The organism is Micromonospora sp. CA-259024 (genome assembly GCF_050936255.1).
Classification (GTDB): Bacteria; Actinomycetota; Actinomycetes; order Mycobacteriales; family Micromonosporaceae; genus Micromonospora.
In genome coordinates this window covers 2,453,636-2,469,427 of the sequence record NZ_JBNJND010000002.1, presented here as the reverse complement: position 1 = coordinate 2,469,427, position 15,792 = coordinate 2,453,636, and the positions used below count along the sequence as shown (strand labels likewise).

17 protein-coding genes, 1 tRNA gene and 1 pseudogene are annotated in these 15,792 nt (G+C 72.7%); 8 read left to right on the top strand and 11 right to left on the bottom strand.

The window, feature by feature from the left end; all coding sequences use genetic code 11:
- Positions 1–4 precede the first annotated feature (4 nt).
- Together ACQEUX_RS31085 and ACQEUX_RS31080 are read right to left on the bottom strand one after the other, a co-directional pair.
- A complete protein-coding gene (locus tag ACQEUX_RS31085) occupies positions 5–1,018 on the bottom strand; it encodes a hypothetical protein (protein WP_433056075.1) in 1,014 nt (337 codons plus the stop codon).
- 109 nt (positions 1,019–1,127) lie between these two features.
- The gene (locus ACQEUX_RS31080; protein ID WP_433056072.1) at positions 1,128–2,213 is read right to left on the bottom strand and encodes a Gfo/Idh/MocA family protein; all 1,086 of its coding nucleotides are present in this window, start codon (positions 2,211–2,213) and stop codon (positions 1,128–1,130) included.
- Positions 2,214–2,288: 75 nt separating this feature from the next.
- Here ACQEUX_RS31080 and ACQEUX_RS31075 point away from each other — a divergent pair, with 75 nt between their 5' ends.
- The 3 genes from ACQEUX_RS31075 (at position 2,289) to ACQEUX_RS31065 (ending at position 4,915) form a co-directional block, all read left to right on the top strand.
- A complete protein-coding gene (locus tag ACQEUX_RS31075; RefSeq protein ID WP_433056069.1) occupies positions 2,289–3,035 on the top strand; it encodes a hypothetical protein in 747 nt (248 codons plus the stop codon).
- Positions 3,036–3,142: 107 nt separating this feature from the next.
- Positions 3,143–3,955, top strand: coding sequence for a hypothetical protein (locus ACQEUX_RS31070; RefSeq protein WP_433056066.1), 813 nt, complete (start codon positions 3,143–3,145; stop codon positions 3,953–3,955).
- A 327-nt stretch (positions 3,956–4,282) separates the two neighbouring features.
- A complete protein-coding gene (locus tag ACQEUX_RS31065; protein ID WP_433056063.1) occupies positions 4,283–4,915 on the top strand; it encodes a hypothetical protein in 633 nt (210 codons plus the stop codon).
- A gap of 174 nt (positions 4,916–5,089) precedes the next feature.
- Here ACQEUX_RS31065 and ACQEUX_RS31060 read toward each other — a convergent pair.
- The 6 genes from ACQEUX_RS31060 to ACQEUX_RS31035 form a co-directional block, all read right to left on the bottom strand.
- Positions 5,090–5,163 (bottom strand) — tRNA-Ala (locus ACQEUX_RS31060).
- Between the two features lie 289 nt (positions 5,164–5,452).
- Positions 5,453–6,235 carry a divisome protein SepX/GlpR gene (gene sepX, locus ACQEUX_RS31055; RefSeq protein ID WP_433056060.1) on the bottom strand — a complete coding sequence of 261 codons (783 nt, stop codon included), beginning with the start codon at positions 6,233–6,235 and terminating at the stop codon, positions 5,453–5,455.
- 177 nt (positions 6,236–6,412) lie between these two features.
- A complete protein-coding gene (locus ACQEUX_RS31050; RefSeq protein ID WP_433056057.1) occupies positions 6,413–7,063 on the bottom strand; it encodes a GNAT family N-acetyltransferase in 651 nt (216 codons plus the stop codon).
- A gap of 118 nt (positions 7,064–7,181) precedes the next feature.
- A complete protein-coding gene (locus ACQEUX_RS31045) occupies positions 7,182–8,495 on the bottom strand; it encodes a molybdopterin molybdotransferase MoeA (protein ID WP_279515071.1) in 1,314 nt (437 codons plus the stop codon).
- Entirely contained in the window at positions 8,492–9,454 is a 963-nt protein-coding gene (locus ACQEUX_RS31040) for a UTP--glucose-1-phosphate uridylyltransferase (protein WP_433056054.1), read from the bottom strand. The genes ACQEUX_RS31045 and ACQEUX_RS31040 overlap by 4 nt, the downstream gene beginning before the upstream one ends.
- Before the next feature lie 9 nt (positions 9,455–9,463).
- A complete protein-coding gene (locus tag ACQEUX_RS31035) occupies positions 9,464–11,794 on the bottom strand; it encodes a diguanylate cyclase (RefSeq protein ID WP_433056051.1) in 2,331 nt (776 codons plus the stop codon).
- A gap of 85 nt (positions 11,795–11,879) precedes the next feature.
- Between ACQEUX_RS31035 and ACQEUX_RS31030 the strand changes: the two genes are divergently transcribed.
- Together ACQEUX_RS31030 and ACQEUX_RS31025 are read left to right on the top strand one after the other, a co-directional pair.
- Entirely contained in the window at positions 11,880–12,557 is a 678-nt protein-coding gene (locus tag ACQEUX_RS31030) for a 5-formyltetrahydrofolate cyclo-ligase (protein WP_433056047.1), read from the top strand.
- Positions 12,554–12,760 (top strand): annotated as a pseudogene (locus ACQEUX_RS31025) (FmdB family zinc ribbon protein); the annotation flags it as partial. The gene ACQEUX_RS31030 and the pseudogene ACQEUX_RS31025, both read left to right, overlap by 4 nt.
- Before the next feature lie 14 nt (positions 12,761–12,774).
- Here the strand turns inward: ACQEUX_RS31025 and ACQEUX_RS31020 are convergent.
- Entirely contained in the window at positions 12,775–13,131 is a 357-nt protein-coding gene (locus ACQEUX_RS31020) for a hypothetical protein (RefSeq protein ID WP_433057329.1), read from the bottom strand.
- A gap of 161 nt (positions 13,132–13,292) precedes the next feature.
- Here ACQEUX_RS31020 and ACQEUX_RS31015 point away from each other — a divergent pair, with 161 nt between their 5' ends.
- Entirely contained in the window at positions 13,293–13,904 is a 612-nt protein-coding gene (locus ACQEUX_RS31015) for a flagellar biosynthesis protein FlgA (RefSeq protein WP_433056044.1), read from the top strand.
- A 118-nt stretch (positions 13,905–14,022) separates the two neighbouring features.
- Here the strand turns inward: ACQEUX_RS31015 and ACQEUX_RS31010 are convergent, their stop codons facing one another.
- The gene (locus tag ACQEUX_RS31010) at positions 14,023–14,205 is read right to left on the bottom strand and encodes a hypothetical protein (protein ID WP_433056041.1); all 183 of its coding nucleotides are present in this window, start codon (positions 14,203–14,205) and stop codon (positions 14,023–14,025) included.
- Positions 14,206–14,309: 104 nt separating this feature from the next.
- Here ACQEUX_RS31010 and ACQEUX_RS31005 point away from each other — a divergent pair, with 104 nt between their 5' ends.
- On the top strand, positions 14,310–14,642 hold the full coding sequence (locus tag ACQEUX_RS31005) for a hypothetical protein (protein ID WP_433056038.1): 333 nt from the start codon (positions 14,310–14,312) through the stop codon (positions 14,640–14,642).
- A 20-nt stretch (positions 14,643–14,662) separates the two neighbouring features.
- Here ACQEUX_RS31005 and ACQEUX_RS31000 read toward each other — a convergent pair whose 3' ends face one another.
- On the bottom strand, positions 14,663–15,145 hold the full coding sequence (locus ACQEUX_RS31000; RefSeq protein ID WP_433057261.1) for a DUF2231 domain-containing protein: 483 nt from the start codon (positions 15,143–15,145) through the stop codon (positions 14,663–14,665).
- A 204-nt stretch (positions 15,146–15,349) separates the two neighbouring features.
- Here ACQEUX_RS31000 and ACQEUX_RS30995 point away from each other — a divergent pair, with 204 nt between their 5' ends.
- Positions 15,350–15,778 (top strand): Fur family transcriptional regulator, encoded by a 429-nt coding sequence (locus ACQEUX_RS30995; protein ID WP_433056035.1) that lies wholly within the window; start codon positions 15,350–15,352, stop codon positions 15,776–15,778.
- Positions 15,779–15,792 lie beyond the last annotated feature (14 nt).

Here is a 15,792-nt window from a genome sequence, read left to right as displayed (position 1 = left end):
TGGGTCAGCAGCCCGTCCAGCGCACCGGGGTCACCCGGTCACCGTTGCGGAACCCGACGATGGTGCCCGTGTCGGCGATGGACTGGGCACCGATGCCCACCCGGTCGCCACCGCCGGGCAGGACCCGGGAGGTGGACCCGCGCGAGACCCGGTCACCGCCCACCACGACGCCCTTGACGTTGACGTCCGTCAGTCCGGGCAACTCCTGGTCGAGCGTCGTGTACGAGCCGTTCCGGAGGTCCCAGCGCACCTTGGTCGGGCTGGTGCCGCCCAGCCAGACCTGGCCGATCGCCCAGCGGCCCGCCGCTGCGGCGACCGTGGTGGACCCGCCGCCGGGGACCGTGAGCGCGTCGATCCGGCCGTTCGGCCGGCGGACCCAGCCGCTCCAGTCGCCAAAGGGCCCGGCGTAACCGACGATGGTGCCGTTCGCCGTGATCCCCGTCGGCTGGGCGTTGACCGGGGCGTCGAGCACCTCGACCGTGTCCGGACGGGCGGCCGGCCAGCGCAGCCCGACCCACTCCCCGGCCACGATGTCCGAGCCGTAGCCGACGATGTCGCCGGCGTCGTTGATGGCGGTGACGAAGATGCCGGTGGACGGCAGCACCGGCAACTGCTCGAGCTTGCCGTTGCGGTACCTCCACGGCTGGCCGATGCCAGTGCCCGCCGCCGAGCCGTTGCCGATCACGACGCCATCGGCGTTGATGTCGACGGGGTCGCTCATGCCCGGTGCCTCGACCTCGGTGACCTGCTGCCCGTCCCAGAACAGCAGCAGGTACTGGTTGTCGACCTCACCGACCCGCAGGGCGGTGCCGGCGACGAAGCGGCCCGTCGGGTCGACAGCGCTCGCGTCGGCACGGTAGGTGTCGGCCGGGTACGGCAAAGTGTTGATCGTGCAGGCGCGGACGCCCGCGCCCCCGGGCGCGGCGGTCGCCGGTCCGGAGACAGCGACGCCGAGAGAGGTGCCCAGCAGACCGGCCGCAGCGCCTGCCAGCATCCTGCGTCGAGTGCTTCGAGTCATCTTTGCTCCCCGTGTGGGCCCGGATGTTCCCGGGCGTCAGTTGATAACTGGTTCCACTGATGAGCAGGCTTCAGGGTTGCGATGTGTCGGAGGGACGACAGAAGCGGGACTACCTCGCCCAGGGCTGGGTAGTGGTGACGACGGGCTGGCCGGTGCGTACCGATTCTTCGATGGCGAGGCTGATCAGGTGGTCCTGGCAGGCTTCGGCGAGGGAATACGGCCCGGGACCCTCCTCCCGCGCCCACGCCCCGGCACGGGCGACGATGTCGGCGACCGCGATGTCGTCGTCGGAGAGCCCGCTGCCGACGAACGGATTGCGATAGACCACGTCGCCGTCGAAGCTGATGTGCTTCAGGTCGAGCCCTTCCAGGTTCAGATCCAGGCCGGTCTGGCGCCGCACCAGGGCGGACTCCACCGGTGTGGTCGGGTCGACCAGGCGAACGACCTGGTCGTCCACCAACTCGCCGAGCGAACCCCGCACCACCAACCGGCGGGTACGCAACGGATTCCACCACTGGTTGTCAGTGAAGTCGTACAGCCCCATCCGACCGCCGAAGTCGATGGTCGCCAGGGTGGTGGAGAGTTGCTGCGGGGTGTCGTCGCCGCTCCAACCGGCGGGCGACAGCGGGTTGGCCAACGGCGCGACGAAGGCGCGCGCACTGACCTCGGCGGTCTCGTGACCGACCCCGAGCAGGCCACGAATCAGCGAGACCGCGTGGTAGAGGTGGGTCGAGGAGATCTGCACGGAGGTCGGCTCGCCGAGCACCCCGGCACGGACCAGCGACAGCCGGGCCGCGTGCCCGGGCATCAGCAGATACTGCTCAGCGACCTGCACCAGGCCGCTGCCCCCGACGTCGGCCCAGAGCGAGCGCAGCCCCGCCAGGTCGGGGGCGGGCGGCGTCTCGGCGAGCACCGGTACGCCGGCCGCGACCAACTCCCGGGTCGCGCCGGGGGTCACCGGCCAGGGCACCGACACGATGACGAAGTCCGGTCGCTCGTGGGCGAGCAGTTCGGCCGTCGTGCGGAAGGTCCGCACGCCCCACTCGGCCGCCACCTCGGCACCACGCGATTCGGTACGCGTGACCACCCCGGTCGCCCGCAGCCGCTCCGGCAGGAGCCGAGCCAGGCGGAGGAAGAACTCACCCCGCCAGCCACTGCCGACGAGGCCGAACCGGGTCTGGGTCGCCGTTGTCATCTGGGCTCCTCACGTCGAGATCCGGATGCTAGCCGCTCTGGAGGCGCGGGCACCGCCTTCGCTACGGTTGCGCTGATGACCACCGACCCCCTGCGCGCAGTGCCCGCTACGGCGACCATCGAGCTGGCCGGGCGGCGGCCGGCACTGGACTACTACCTGATCCGGCCTCGACAACGGGACCGTGACCCGTCCGCTGACGCCGACGGGATCGTCGTCGAGGAGTTCACCCGCGACCACGACTTCTCCACCACGGGCCTGGACAGCGCGGGCTGGACGCCGGATGCCGGCTGGTGGAGTTCCGCCTCGCTGAGCCGCGAGCTGCGCACCGACCCGGAGTTGCGGGCAAGGGTGACGCCCACCTCTCGCCGCGAGGCAGAGGGCGTCTATCGCGCTTGGACAGGTGGGCAACTGCCGGACGAAGCCGCACTGCGGACGTACTTCCTTGACCACCAACCGATCGCGAGCGCCCCGCCGCTGCGGCTCGGTCCCGCACAACCGCCGGCCGGCTTCCAGGAACAGCGCGTGTACCGCGTCCTCTTCGCCAAGGATCTCAGCACCGAGCAGGTGACGAACCTCCGGGCGATCTGGCAGACGCCGGTCGGCGGCACCAGCGCGGCAGCCGCGAGCGGTCATCTCGAGAAGCACGGCGACCAGCTCACCTGGGAACTACGCCACGTCGGCCACACCCTCGCCTGGTGTCTCGACGTGACCGCGCTGCTGCGGACCGACGTCACCGAGGCGGTGGGCTCGACCCTGTCCGAGCTGACGAACGTCATGCGACAGCACGGCCTGATACCCGTGACGACCGAACGCTTCTCCTAGCTTTCGCACCGCGCGGAACAACGTCTGGTGTGCCCCGTCGAGGGACGCCGGAAGCACCGGCTGCTCAGTACGATCCGGTTCCAGGCAATCCATGGGGGTAGGCAGCTGTGCAGACCGACGACCGGCACGTCACGGACATCGGCAGCGAGAGTCACGTCGGTCGTTACCGTCGGGTCGGTGCCGCAACGCTGGGCGTACTGATCGCCCTCGCGCTCGTCGGCGGCATCTTCCTCAGCCGCCGCGTGCCCGACCAAGCCACGACGCAGCTCGCGGCCACCACCACGGCACCGCCTGCGGTGCCGGCAATCGAGTGGAACACCGCGATGGTTGCCCGTGACGACACCACCATCACCGTCTACGCCAGCCCGGGCGACAGGCCATGCAAGGAACTCGCGCAGCCGCAGGCAACGATCACCGAGCAGACCGACACCTCGGTGGTCATCGCGGTGAGCGGTCGCATCGTCGACCTCTCGGACTGCACGGCGACCACCGGCCTCCGGGTGCCCCTCGTCGTGTCACTGCAGCAGCCCCTCGGCAGTCGAGTGCTCCGCGACGCCGCCAGCGCACTGCCACCGCCGACCTTCTCCGAACGTGATCTGCCGGACCTGACGTCGGACAAGCGGTGGAGCCCGCATTCGACTCACTGCGATGAGGGTTGGTGTCAGGGCTACAACGGTCCGAACGGTTCCGTGCTGCACGTGGCTGGGGACCGCCGGGTCGGAGGGGAGCGCCCCTCCGCCGTCGGCACCGTCTCCATCGGCTCGCGCAATGGCACCATCACCGGCAGCGCAGCAACCACCTGGGCGGTGCGGTGGGAGGTCGAGGACGTGACGTACACGCTAAGGCTGAGCCCCACCGAGGGCGAGACTTTCAGCCTCAGGCAGTTTCGCGCGGAACTTGCCAGGCTCACGTGGCACTGACCACCCGCCGGCTCGGTCGCATACCTTGGAAGGTCGGGAAAGGCCGGGCGCCCGGAGCACTCGCCCGAGCCGTTGGCTCGTCGGTGGTCACCCGCTCGATGCGGTGCGGGGCAGCGGGGAGCTTCAACTTCGTGGCAGGCTGCGGCGGTGATCATTAGCTCGCGGAAGGTTGCGGGCATCACCGCAGCGGTGCTCGTCGCGATGTTGTGTGGTGCCTGCGGAGCAGGTCGCCGAGACGCCGTAGCCGAACCTCAACGACAGGCGACACCGTCCGCGTCGGCGGCACCGCAGCATGAAGACCGAGCCTCGACACCGGATGGATCCGTCGTGCTGCCATGGGTGGCAGCGATCGTCGCTCGCGACGACACCTCGATCACCGTGGCCACCGGCACAGACAGCGCAGTCTGCGGAGAGCCCACGCGTCGCCCCGAGGCGACGATCACCCATCAGGACGACACCCAGGTGGTCATTTCGGTGACCACGAGCATCGTGCGAGCAGAAGAAGAGTTATGCGCCAGGACCCGTGACGGCGCGCCCGCTTTCGTGTCGCTGCAAGAACCCCTCGGTGACAGGGTTCTCCGCGACGCCGCCACCACCCGGCCGCATCCGACCTACTACGAGCGAGATGTGCCGGACCTCCTTGCAGACAAGCGGTGGGATCCTTCCGGAGGGCACCTGAGTCCCGACGAACGCTGGTTTCAGAGCTTCCGCGACCCTGGCGGCACAATGCTGCTCCTCAACGCGCAACCCACAACCAAGGCGCACCAGTCGGCCACTATCGCCACGGTCCCGATCCACTCACGGCAAGGCATCATCACCAGCGACGGCGCAGCAAGCTCTTGGACGGTCTGGTGGGAGGTCGAACAGGTCACATACTCCCTGTCGCTCATACCCCCCGAGAGCCACCGCTTCACCCTGAAACAGTTCAAGCAACAACTCGCCGGGTTTACGTGGAGTTGATCGTGCCACGCTGACAGCACCACTCCCACTGTCTGCCGTCGTGCTGCGGCGGCCTCCGGAGCCCCGCTGTCCGCGCCAGCCGCCGGTGTTCTGCGCGGTCGGAGTCGAGCGCCAGCGGCGCTACGGATTCGAAAAGGCCGTCTCCCACTACGGGAAACGGCCTTTGACCTGGGGTGGAGCTGAGGGGATTTGAACCCCTGACCCCCTCGATGCGAACGAGGTGCGCTACCAGTCTGCGCCACAGCCCCCCGCCGGCGAACCGGCTTCGGTCCCACCCGGCTAACACCGGGCGGGCCGGCAGCAAGGCTAACAGGTCGTCGGCCCCCACCGCGAATCCGCCCCCGGCGCGGCGCTGGCCCCCAACCGGAGATCCACTCGACTTACTGGAAATCGGGGCATCCGGGACGCCTCGACACCCCGCCTTCCGCAAAACCGAGTCGATCATCGCCGCGCGCGATCAGGGCCGCCGTCGATCAACGCCGGGCGCGCGATCAGGGCCGCGCTCGATCAAGGCTGCGCTGCGGCGTCAGGGGGCGGTCAGGCGCCTCGGCCGGCCTCGTACGGGCGGCCTCGCAGCCCGCCCGACCGCCGGTACGAGACCGACCCACCGTTGACCGCCGCCGGCAGGTCCCCCGGTCGGTCCAGGCCCATGGCAGCTCGGCGTACCCCCTCGCGCTGGGCGGCCAGGCGACGCTGCGCCTCCCGCCGGGCCGCGGCCCGGCGAGCCTGTTCCCGGCGAACCTCGGCCTGACGGGCGGCCAGCCAGGCGGCCTCCCGCGCCCGGGCGCGGCGGCGACGACGCCCGGCGACTGCCCGGCCACGCAGGTGAACGACGTACACGGCCAGGAGCAGGAAGGTGACCGAGAAGCCGATCCAGAAGCCGGGGCTGACGAACAGCACGCCGATCAGCTCGACGACGTTGAGCAGCAGCAGCGCGGCGAGCACCCGGCGACGCCGGTACACGGCGGGGGTGTGCTGCCGGCGGGGCGGCGGGCGGCGGCGGGACCGCTTCGGCGCGGGCGGCACGGCGCGCAGCCGACCGGAGCGGCGGGTGGCCGGGGGCGCGGAGACCGGCGCGGTCAGCGCTCCGGTAGCCGCATCCTCGCTGAGAGTGACGATCAGTGAACGCGGAGGGCGGACGGGCCGCCGTCCCGGCACAGTGCGGCGCCGACGGCGGCGCTGGAGCACCCGCGCCGTCGACTGCGCCCGCTCCGCCACCAGCCGCTCGGTGGCGTCATACCGGCGAACCAGCGCCGGGGCCAGGGCGAGCAGGCCGGCGGCGGCGAGGACGGCGAGGAGCACCGAGGTCGGCACCCTCACCCCTCCCGTCACCGAATTCGAAGCAACCGTCACCCGACCGCAGGATCTTCCACCGATCGCGCCTGGGTGCGTGGATCGTCCGGACGGGGAGCGCTTGCCGTAGCTTGCAGTTACTTGAGGTTACGGCGCGCCGACCGGGATGCCACCGCGCCGCGCCGATCCCGTCCGTGGGACGGCTCACCGGGCGTTGGCGCGTACCCGGTGCCAACGGGCCAGCAGGCCACCCTCGGCGGCGACCTCCTCGCTCGTCATCGCATATCCGATGTGGTCACGCCAGGCGCCGTCGATGTGCATGTAGCGCACGTGGTACGACTCCTCGCGGAAGCCCAGCTTCTCCACCACCCGCCGGGACGGCCGGTTCTCCGGACGGATGTTGACCTCCACCCGGTGCAGCCCGCCCGGGCCGAACGCGTGGTCCACGGCGAGCGCGAGCGCCGTCGGGATGACCCCCCGACCGGCGACGCGGGCGTCCACCCAGTAGCCGACGTAGCCGGAACAGAGCGCCCGCCGCACGATGCTGCCCACGTTGATGTGCCCGACCAACCGATCCCGGTCGGCCTCGCGTAGGCAGACCGCGAACGGCATGCCCTCACCCTCCCGGGCCGAGCGCCGCTGGTCGCGGTGCACCCAGCGGAACGCGGCCGGCGAGTTCAGCTCGTCCCAACCGCCGGGCACCGACGACTCCCAGGGTGCCAGCCAGGCTCGGTTGGCCCGCCGTACCTCCGACCACGCCGCGGCGTCGGAGCGCCGGTAGGGCCGGAGCAACACCGGGCCGTCCGCCAGCTCCACCGGCCAGCCCGGTGCCCGCGCGGGTCCGAAGAGACTCACCCGGACAGTCTCCCGCGCGGGACCGTGTCGCGCGCAAGTGGACCCGGCACTCTCACCACGATGAACCGGGGACCGCGCGACGCCTGGGCGGCCCGCCGGCGGACCGACCGGAGCACCGTCACCTCCGGCGGTCGAGCAGCAGGACGTCCACGGTGGATCCGGCGGCGGCGGTGGTCACCCGCTCACCGAGCACCAGCAGGCCGTTGGCCTCGGCCAACCCGGAAAGGGTGAACGGCCCACCGCTGAGTGGCTGGACCGTGTACCCGCCGCCGCGCCGCTCGGCGACGTGTGCCGGCCGGAACTCGCGCAGCCCCGCCGGGGACGACACGGTCTCCAGCAGGTGCGCCCGCACACTGGGTCGGAACACCGGCTCGGCGCCGGCCAGCAGTTGGATGGCGGGGCGGGCCAGCACCTCGAAACCGATCAACGCGGCGCCCGGGTCGCCGGGCAGGCAGACCACCGGCACCTCCTCGGCGCCGACCGTGCCGAACCCGAGCGCGGTGCCGGGATAGAGCGCCACGTCGGTGAACGTGACCGGCCCGGCGCGACCGCCCTCGCGGCGGGACAGGATCCGGCGCACCATGTCGCCGGGGCCGGTGCCGGTGCCCCCGGTGGTGATGATCAGGTCGGCCCGCAGGGTCTGGTCCTCCAGCAGCCCGCGCAGCCCCTCCGGGTCGTCGTCGCAGATACCCACCCGGTACGCCAGTGCGCCCACCTCGGCCGCGGCGGCGGTCAGCGCGTGCGAGTTCGCGTCCACCACCTGCCCGGGCTGGCTGCCCCGGCCCACGTCGACGAGTTCGTCACCGGTGGCCACGATGACCACCCGTGGGCTGGGACGGACCACCACGTGCCCGATGCCGGTGGCGGCGAACACCGCGACCAGCGCCGGGGAGACGTACGTGCCGGCCCGGGCGAGCAGGGTGCCGGCCGGCAACTCCTCGCCGGCGCGGCGTACCCCGTACCCCCGTTTGGGGGTGCGGAAGATCTCCACCGCGGCCATGCCCTGGTCGGTCCACTCCACCGGGACCACCACGTCGGCGGCGACCGGCAGCGGCGCCCCGGCGGCCACCGAGAAGCATGAACCGGGGGTGAGCCGGACCGGCCGCCAGCTCGCCGCGCCGAGATCGCCGACCACGTTGAGCCGGATGGTCCGACCGCCGCGCGTGCCGGAGGGGGCCGGGACATAGCTCGGGCCCCGGCCCCCTCCCGAGATGTCCTCCCAGCGGGCGGCGTAGCCGTCCACGGCCGCCTGGTCGAAGGCCGGGAAGGCGTGCGGCGCGACGACGTCCTCGGCGAGGACGTTGCCGTGCGCCTGGGTGAGGTCGAGGTCGAGTGGTGGCAGCGCGCGCAACCTGCGCAGCACGCTGCCCAGGTAGTCGGCGAGCGGCGTCAACTCGTTCGCGGCCGCCTCGGCGTCGGCCGTCGCGGTCATGTACCAGATCCGCCCGCCGCGTCGGCCTTGACGAAGTCGGCCAGCCAGGACCGGAACTCGGTGCCCAGGTCGTCGCGCTCGGCGGCGATCTGCACCACCGTCTGGAGGTAGCCCAGCGGCATGCCGGTGTCGTATCGGGTGCCCCGGTAGACGATCGCGTGCACCGGGGTGCCCTCGGTGCGCAGCAGCTCCATCGCGTCGGTCAACTGGATCTCGCCGCCGCTGCCCGGCTTGGTCCGCCGGATCGCGTCGAAGATCTTGCCGGGCAGCACGTAGCGGCCGAGCACCGCGAGGTTGCTCGGGGCGTCCTCCGGCTGCGGCTTCTCCACCATTCCGGTGACCTTGACGACCTCACCGATGTCGCTCAGCTCCGACTCGGCGGGCTCGACGGAGGCGATGCCGTACCGCTTCGTCTCGGCCGGATCGACCTCGAAGAAGGCGAGCACCACGCCACCGGTGCGGGCCTGGAGCTCCAGCATCGCCGGCAGCAGCGGCTCCGACGGCTTGACGAACTCGTCGCCGAGCAGCACCGCGAACGGCTGGTCGCCGACGTGCGATTCGGCGTACCCGACGGCGTGGCCGAGCCCGAGCTGCTCCGGCTGGCGCACGGTGTAGATCTCGGCCAGCTCGCTGGGCCGGCGCACGGCGGCCAGCCGCTCGGCGTCGCCCTTCTCCTCCAGCCTGGCCTCCAGGTCGGGGCGACGGTCGAAGTGGTCCACCATCGAGGTCTTACCCCGACCGGTAATCAGCAACACGTCACCGATGCCGGCCTGGGTGGCCTCCTCGACGATGTACTGCAGAACCGGCCGGTCCACCACTGGCAGCAGCTCCTTGGGCACCGCCTTGGTGGCCGGCAGGAACCGGGTGGCCAGTCCGGCCGCCGGGATGACGGCCTTGACCGCCAGGGGACGGTCAGTTGCGGCGACCGTCGATGAGGGGTTCGCTGAGTGCTCCGACATGCCGCGAGACTATCGGCCGCGGCTCTGCCGCGGCGGGTGTGGCCCAGAAGACGCGCCGCCACTCGACCCCGGCCGCGCGGCGTCCGGGCCGGCCCACGCCCCGCCCGTCGCGCTGGCCGGCGGGTCGTCGGCCGACTCGGGCCGGGCGGGCGCCGGGCCTGCCGGCAATGATTCCGGTACGCCCACAGTCGGCTCCGACCGGGCGGGCCCGCCCGGCTCCCGGCTGACCTGCACCGGCCGGCCGGCGCGGGGCAGCCCGTCGGGTGGGCTCACGGCACCCGCGAGCACCGGTATCTCCCGCGTCGGCACGTCCGGGCGCACCTCGGCCACCCGGTACGTGTCGCGGCCGGCCGCCTTGGCCGCGTAGAGCGCGTCATCGGCGGCCTCCAGCACCTCCCGCCCGGTGCTGCCGTTGTCCGGGTAGACGGCGATGCCCACCGACACGGTCACCACGACCGGCCCGGCGTACGCCTCGACGGCGATCGGCGTTTCGCGGACCGCCGCGCCGAGTCGCTCGGCCACGATCGCCGCACCCCGCGCGTCGGTCTCCGGCAGCAGCAGCACGAACTCCTCACCACCCTGCCGGAAAGCCAGGTCGACCTCACGGATCTCGCCGCGCACCCGCCGGGCGAACTCGGCCAGCACGGTGTCCCCCGCGGCGTGCCCGTACGTGTCGTTGACGTCCTTGAAGCGGTCGAGGTCCAGAGCGAGGATGCTGAGCATCCGTCCGAAGCGGCTGGCCCGTTCCACCTCCCGCCGGATCGACTCGCGCAGGTAACGGTAGTTCCACAGGCCGGTGAGCGGGTCGGTGAGGGACAGCCGCTGCGCCTCCTCGTGCACCCGGACGTTGTCCACCGCCACCGCCGCGTGGCCGGCGAAGGTGCGCAGGGTGACCAGGTCGTCGTCGTCGAACTCGTCCGCGCCGAGCCGGTCGTAGAGGGCCAGTACGCCGAGCGCCGCCGCCACGCCGGCCTCGTCGGGCGGCCCGGAGGACCCGCTGAGGGTGGTCGCGGCGCCACCGCCCGGGGCGGCGAACGGGACCGCGACGTACGTGCGGCAACGCGGCTCACCCGACGGGGCGTCGGTCGGCTCCGCCCTTCCCCGCTGCGGTTCCCCGGTTGCGGCGACGGCGCCGACCACGCCCACGCCCACCGGCACCCGAAGCGTCTGCGGCCCGTCCGCGTCCGCCTCCGGCCAGCGCCCGTCCAACCCCTCGGTGCACTGCGCGACGAGCATTCCGCCGGTCTCCACCAGGAGCACCGCCCCGGCGCGCGCGCCGGTGGCCCCGATGGCGCTGTGCAGGATCACCCGCAGGATGCGTTGCAGGTCGTGCGTGCTGGCCAGGGTGTCACCGAGCACTGCGAGGTGCCCGCGGAGCTGGTCCCGGTTGCTGGTCAACGCCGCGACGTAGGACCCGGTCTCCCGGGTCATCCGGTTGAACGCGGCGGCCAGTCGGCCCAGCTCGTCCCCGCTGCGTACCGGCACTCGGGCGGTCAGGTCGCCGTGGGCCACCCGGTCGACCGCGCCGGCCAACTCCATCAGCGGCCGGGTGGTCACCCGGGCCAGCCGCCAGGCGGCCAGCACGGCGAGCAGCCCGGCCAGCACCACCACCCCGATCAGCGTGGCGTGCAGCCCGGGTGGCCGCTCGCTGGGCACGGAGAGCACCAACGGCAGCGGCTGCCCGTCGGACGGCCCGATCCGCCGCACGTACCGGCCCTCGCTGGTCTCGGTGACCCGCTCGCCGTGGACGGCGCTGGCGGCGGCCAGCACCGCGTCGCGTACCTCGCGGGACTCGGTGGTGTGGGTGACCCGCGCGGCGCTCGCCTCGCTGTCGAGCAGGGTGACCGCCACCCCGGTCACGGCCGCGAGCCGGGCCACGAAGGCCGGGTCGACCAGTTGGGCGGCGCTCACCGTGCCGCGCAGGGTGCCGGCGCGGTCGTGCAGGTCGACCTGGGCGGTCAACGCGCGGACCGGGCCGGTCGCCCCCGTGGTCGGGCCGGAGCAGTCCCGCCACGGGGTCGACGGCGCGCCGGGCGACACGTAGGTGACCTCGCCGCTCACGTCGGTGATCAGCACCGCGGCGGCCAGGCCCCGGCCGATGAGTTGGGCGGCGGCGACGGCCGGGTCGGTGGTGAGGGCCACCGCGTCGGCGGTGGCGCGCAGCTGCTGACAGAGTGCGTCGACCGAGGTACGCACGGTGGACGCCGCCACGGCCAGGCGCTCGGTGGAGCGGCTGCGGTCGACGGCGGCGATGGTGGAGGCGACGAAGAGCGCGCCGAGCAGGACCGGCCCGAGCACCACCACGAGGAAGGCTGCCGTCAACCGCCCGCGTAGCGTCACTCGGTCCCCCCGGAAGTTCCGCCTCCGTTGCTTGCGATGCTGACACAGAGCGACCGTGGGAGAGGCGTTGCGTCAGGAGTGTTGCGTGCCGGAATTTTCTGATGAAGCGGAAGTGACCCGAATGGCGAAGCGGGACGCCCGCGTCGAGCTGCTCGCCCGCCGTCGGGCGCTGACCGGCCCCGCCCGGGCCGCCGCCGCCGGGCGCGTGCAGGCCGAGCTGGTCGCGCTGGTACGCCGCCTGCGCCCGCACCGGATGACGGCGTACGTGCCGGTCGGCTCCGAACCGGGCGGAGCTGACCTGCCGGAGGTGCTGCGGGCGGCGTTGCCGGCTGACGCCGAGTTACTGCTGCCGGTGCTCCTTCCCGACCTGGATCTGGACTGGGCGGCCTATACCGGGCCGGACGCTTTGGTCGCCGCGGGTCGGGGTATCCGAGAGCCCGTCGGTGCCCGTCTCGGGGTGGCCGCCGTGGCGGACGCGGAGCTGGTGGTCGTACCTGCTCTCGCGGTCGACCGTCACGGTCGGCGGCTCGGACGCGGCGGCGGCTCGTACGACCGTGCGCTCGCCCGGGTACCCGAGGCGACGCTGACGGTGGTGCCCCTGCATGACGGCGAGTTGGTCGAGGCGCTGCCGGCGGAGCCGCACGACCGCCTTGTGCGCGCGGTCGTCACCCCCACCGGTGGGGTGCGTACGCTTGACGACGGCCCGGGTACGGCGCACGGTGTCGCGCCCCACACGTCCGCTGGACGAACCCGGGGCGAATGACGCACCATTGGCACTCGAATACGTCGAGTGCCAACTGGCCGAGTCCAGATCCGGAGGAGAACGTGCCCACGTACCAGTACGCCTGCACCACGTGCGGTCACCAGCTCGAGGCGGTGCAGTCCTTCTCTGACGAGCCGCTGACCGAGTGCCCGGCGTGTCAGGGGCGGCTGCGCAAGGTCTTCAACTCGGTCGGCATCGTCTTCAAGGGCTCGGGCTTCTACCGCACCGACTCTCGGGCGTCCGGGTCCGAGACGACGGCCGGTGGCACGGCCAGCAAGCCTGCGAAGTCCGAGTCGTCCTCGTCCTCTGGTGAGGGCTCCGGGTCGTCGTCGAGCTCCTCGAACGGTTCGTCCTCGTCGTCGGGTTCGTCCTCGTCGGGTTCGTCGTCGTCCGGTTCCTCGTCGTCGGGCGGGTCGACCGGCGGCAAGGCCCCGGCGGCAAGCTCCGCGTCCTGACCCGTCGGCCCCCATCCCGCTGGTCCCGCCCACCCTGGGCTTGATCCACTCGGGTTCACGGATGTCGGCCTGTCCCGGCTGGCCTGACAGCCCGCCTCCCTTGACCACGAGTCGATCAAGGTCGGTGCCATAGCAGGTCGGGCCCGACCGATGGACGTTGTCCACAGGCCGGCCGGTTGTCCACAGGCACCGGCCGACGTCCGCCCGACCAGGCTGAAACGGCCTAACCTGCCGCCACGGGTGTCGCTTCGGCACCCGGGGACGGGAGGCGGCAGAGACGATGGGTGATCCAGACTCCGCGCGGTCGTTGCGTCCGCTGCGCCGGCCCACCCTGCCCGGCGGGCGCACACTGCTCCGGGCCGGTCTGGTCGCCGCGTTGCTCGGCCTGGCCGCCGCCGTTCTGCACACCCCGACCGGCTGTCCCCCGACCACCGTGCCCTCCGAGGCGCCGGCAGGAGCAGACGGCGGCGCCCGGCGAGTCGACCAGGCCGTGCCGCCCGACACCGCCGGGGCAGGCTCCACCGACCGAAGCGGAACGGCCGGGCCACCGCCGACCGAGGCGACCGACGGAGTCGGCGCGACCTCCTCGGGCGGACAGACCAGGCCGCTGCCCCTGCCCAGCGGGGCGGTCGGGGTGCCGATCCGGCTCGCGGAGCCGGCCGCTCTCGCGGTGGTCCACCCGGGCAGCCGGGTCGACCTGCTCGCGGCTCCGCCCGGCGGCACGGGCCCCGAGGCGACGCTGCTCGCACCCCGAGCACTGGTGCTGGACGTGCTGAACGCCGGCGCCACCGACGGGTCCGCGGCGCTCTATCTGGCGCTCCACCCCGACCAGGCGCAACGCGCGGTGGGGGTGCCCGAGGGCAGCCGGTTCGCCATCGTCGTCCGCGGCTGAGCGCGAGCCCCCGTCGGGTTCATCCGACGGCGAGCCGGCCCGGCCGTCGGGCCAACACCGCGCCGAACCGGCGGGGGCCGTCAGACCCACATCGCGCCAGCCGGCCGGGCCGTCGGGGTCAGTCCCAGTGCGGAGGGCGTTCGGCGAGCAGCCAGTCGTCGTTGCCGCCTGTCCGCTCACCCCAGCCACGGTCGGTGTCGTCGGAGGTCTGCTCGGGCAGCACCACGAAGTCTTCGCTGAGGTCGACGGTGCGGTCATCGTCGCCGCGCGCGCCCTGCGTGCCGGGGTCCTCGGTGCTCACGAGCGGCAAGACTAGCGCAGCCGACGGCAGCGGACCGCTCGCCGACGGTGGCGCGCCGGCCAGAAACGACCGCTCCGCCGACCCGATTGGTAGCGTCGGACGGCGTGACGACCCCCAGCGGTGGCAACACCCCGGACGACTACTGGCGACGGCCCGCCACCGGTGACGACGTGGTGGCGGACCAACCCCCCGCCGCGCCCACGACCACACCCGCGAGCGGGTACGCCGGTCCGCCGCCGAGCGTGCCGCCACCGACCGGCTGGCGTCCACCCGTACACCTGCGGCCGGCACCGCCCCGACGGCTGCCGCCGCAGGACATGGCCGACCTGGACGCGGCCGAGCAGCGCTCGCAGCGGGTCACCTACGGCTTCGGCGCGGCGGCCGGTGTGGTGCTGGTGGTCCTGGTCTGCCTGCTCTGCTCCCGGATCATCTTCTGAGCCCCCGCCACCCCCTCCGGTCAGAGGGTCGTGCCCCAGACGGCCTCGGCGCCGCTGTGGCCGGTCAGGTAGACGTAGATCAGGGCGGCGATGGCCAGCGCCACGACCGCCACCGACAGCACCGGGGTGACCAGCGCCGGCAGCCGCGGCACCCGGGGGTGCCCACTGGTCGCCACCAACAGCAGGATGGCCACGATCCCGAGCGGCAGCACGATGCGGAACAGGATGTCGCCGTAGCGGGAGTGCTCGAAGATCTGGTCGAGGATCTGGCCCTGGAAGCCCCGAGCGACCAGCGCGTCAGTGAACGCCTCACCCGACTCGACAGCCACGAAGGCGGTCACCGGCGCGGCCACGGCGAAGATGCCCAGGGCCCAGTCCAGCCGGTGCCGCCACCGCGGCAGCCCCACGTACGCGATGCCCAGCACCGCGAGCAGCGGTACGAACACGACAACCGCGTGGACCACCAGGACGTGTGCCGGTAGACCCAGGATCTCCTCGAACATCGAACCCTCCAGGTGGATCATGGTCAGGGGATGGCCAGCCTACGGTCCGCGGGTCGTCCCCCAGGCTCTCGACCGGACACACGCGCGCCACCTCGATCGGGTTCACCGCCGTGGGCCGGCGCCTCCGATCGTCCTGGCTGTGTCGGTGGCCACCTGGGCCGGGCGACGGTTGTCGATGCTGGTCCCGCGTGCTGTCATTGGCGGATGTCCGGTGCGGAGGAGCTGCTGCGATCGAAGGGCCTGCGTGTCACGCGGCCCCGACTCGCGGTGCTCGACGTGCTGGCCGGCGGCGGCCACCTGGAGGTCGACGAGATCACCCGGCGGGTCCGCGAACGCCTCGACTCGGTCTCCACCCAGGCGGTCTACGACGTGCTGGGTGCGCTGTCCCGGGCCGGGCTGTCCCGCCGGATCGAGCCGGCCGGCAGTCCCGCCCGCTACGAGGCGCGTGTGGGAGACAACCACCACCACGTGGTCTGCCGGGGCTGCGGCGAGATCGCCGACATCGACTGCGCGGTGGGCAGCGCCCCCTGCCTGGAGCCGAACGTCGCGCACGGGTTCGAGGTGGACGAGGCGGAAGTGACCTTCTGGGGCCTCTGCCCGGGCTGCCGGGCCCGCCGCTCCACCGACGTCTGACGGCGGAACGCGGC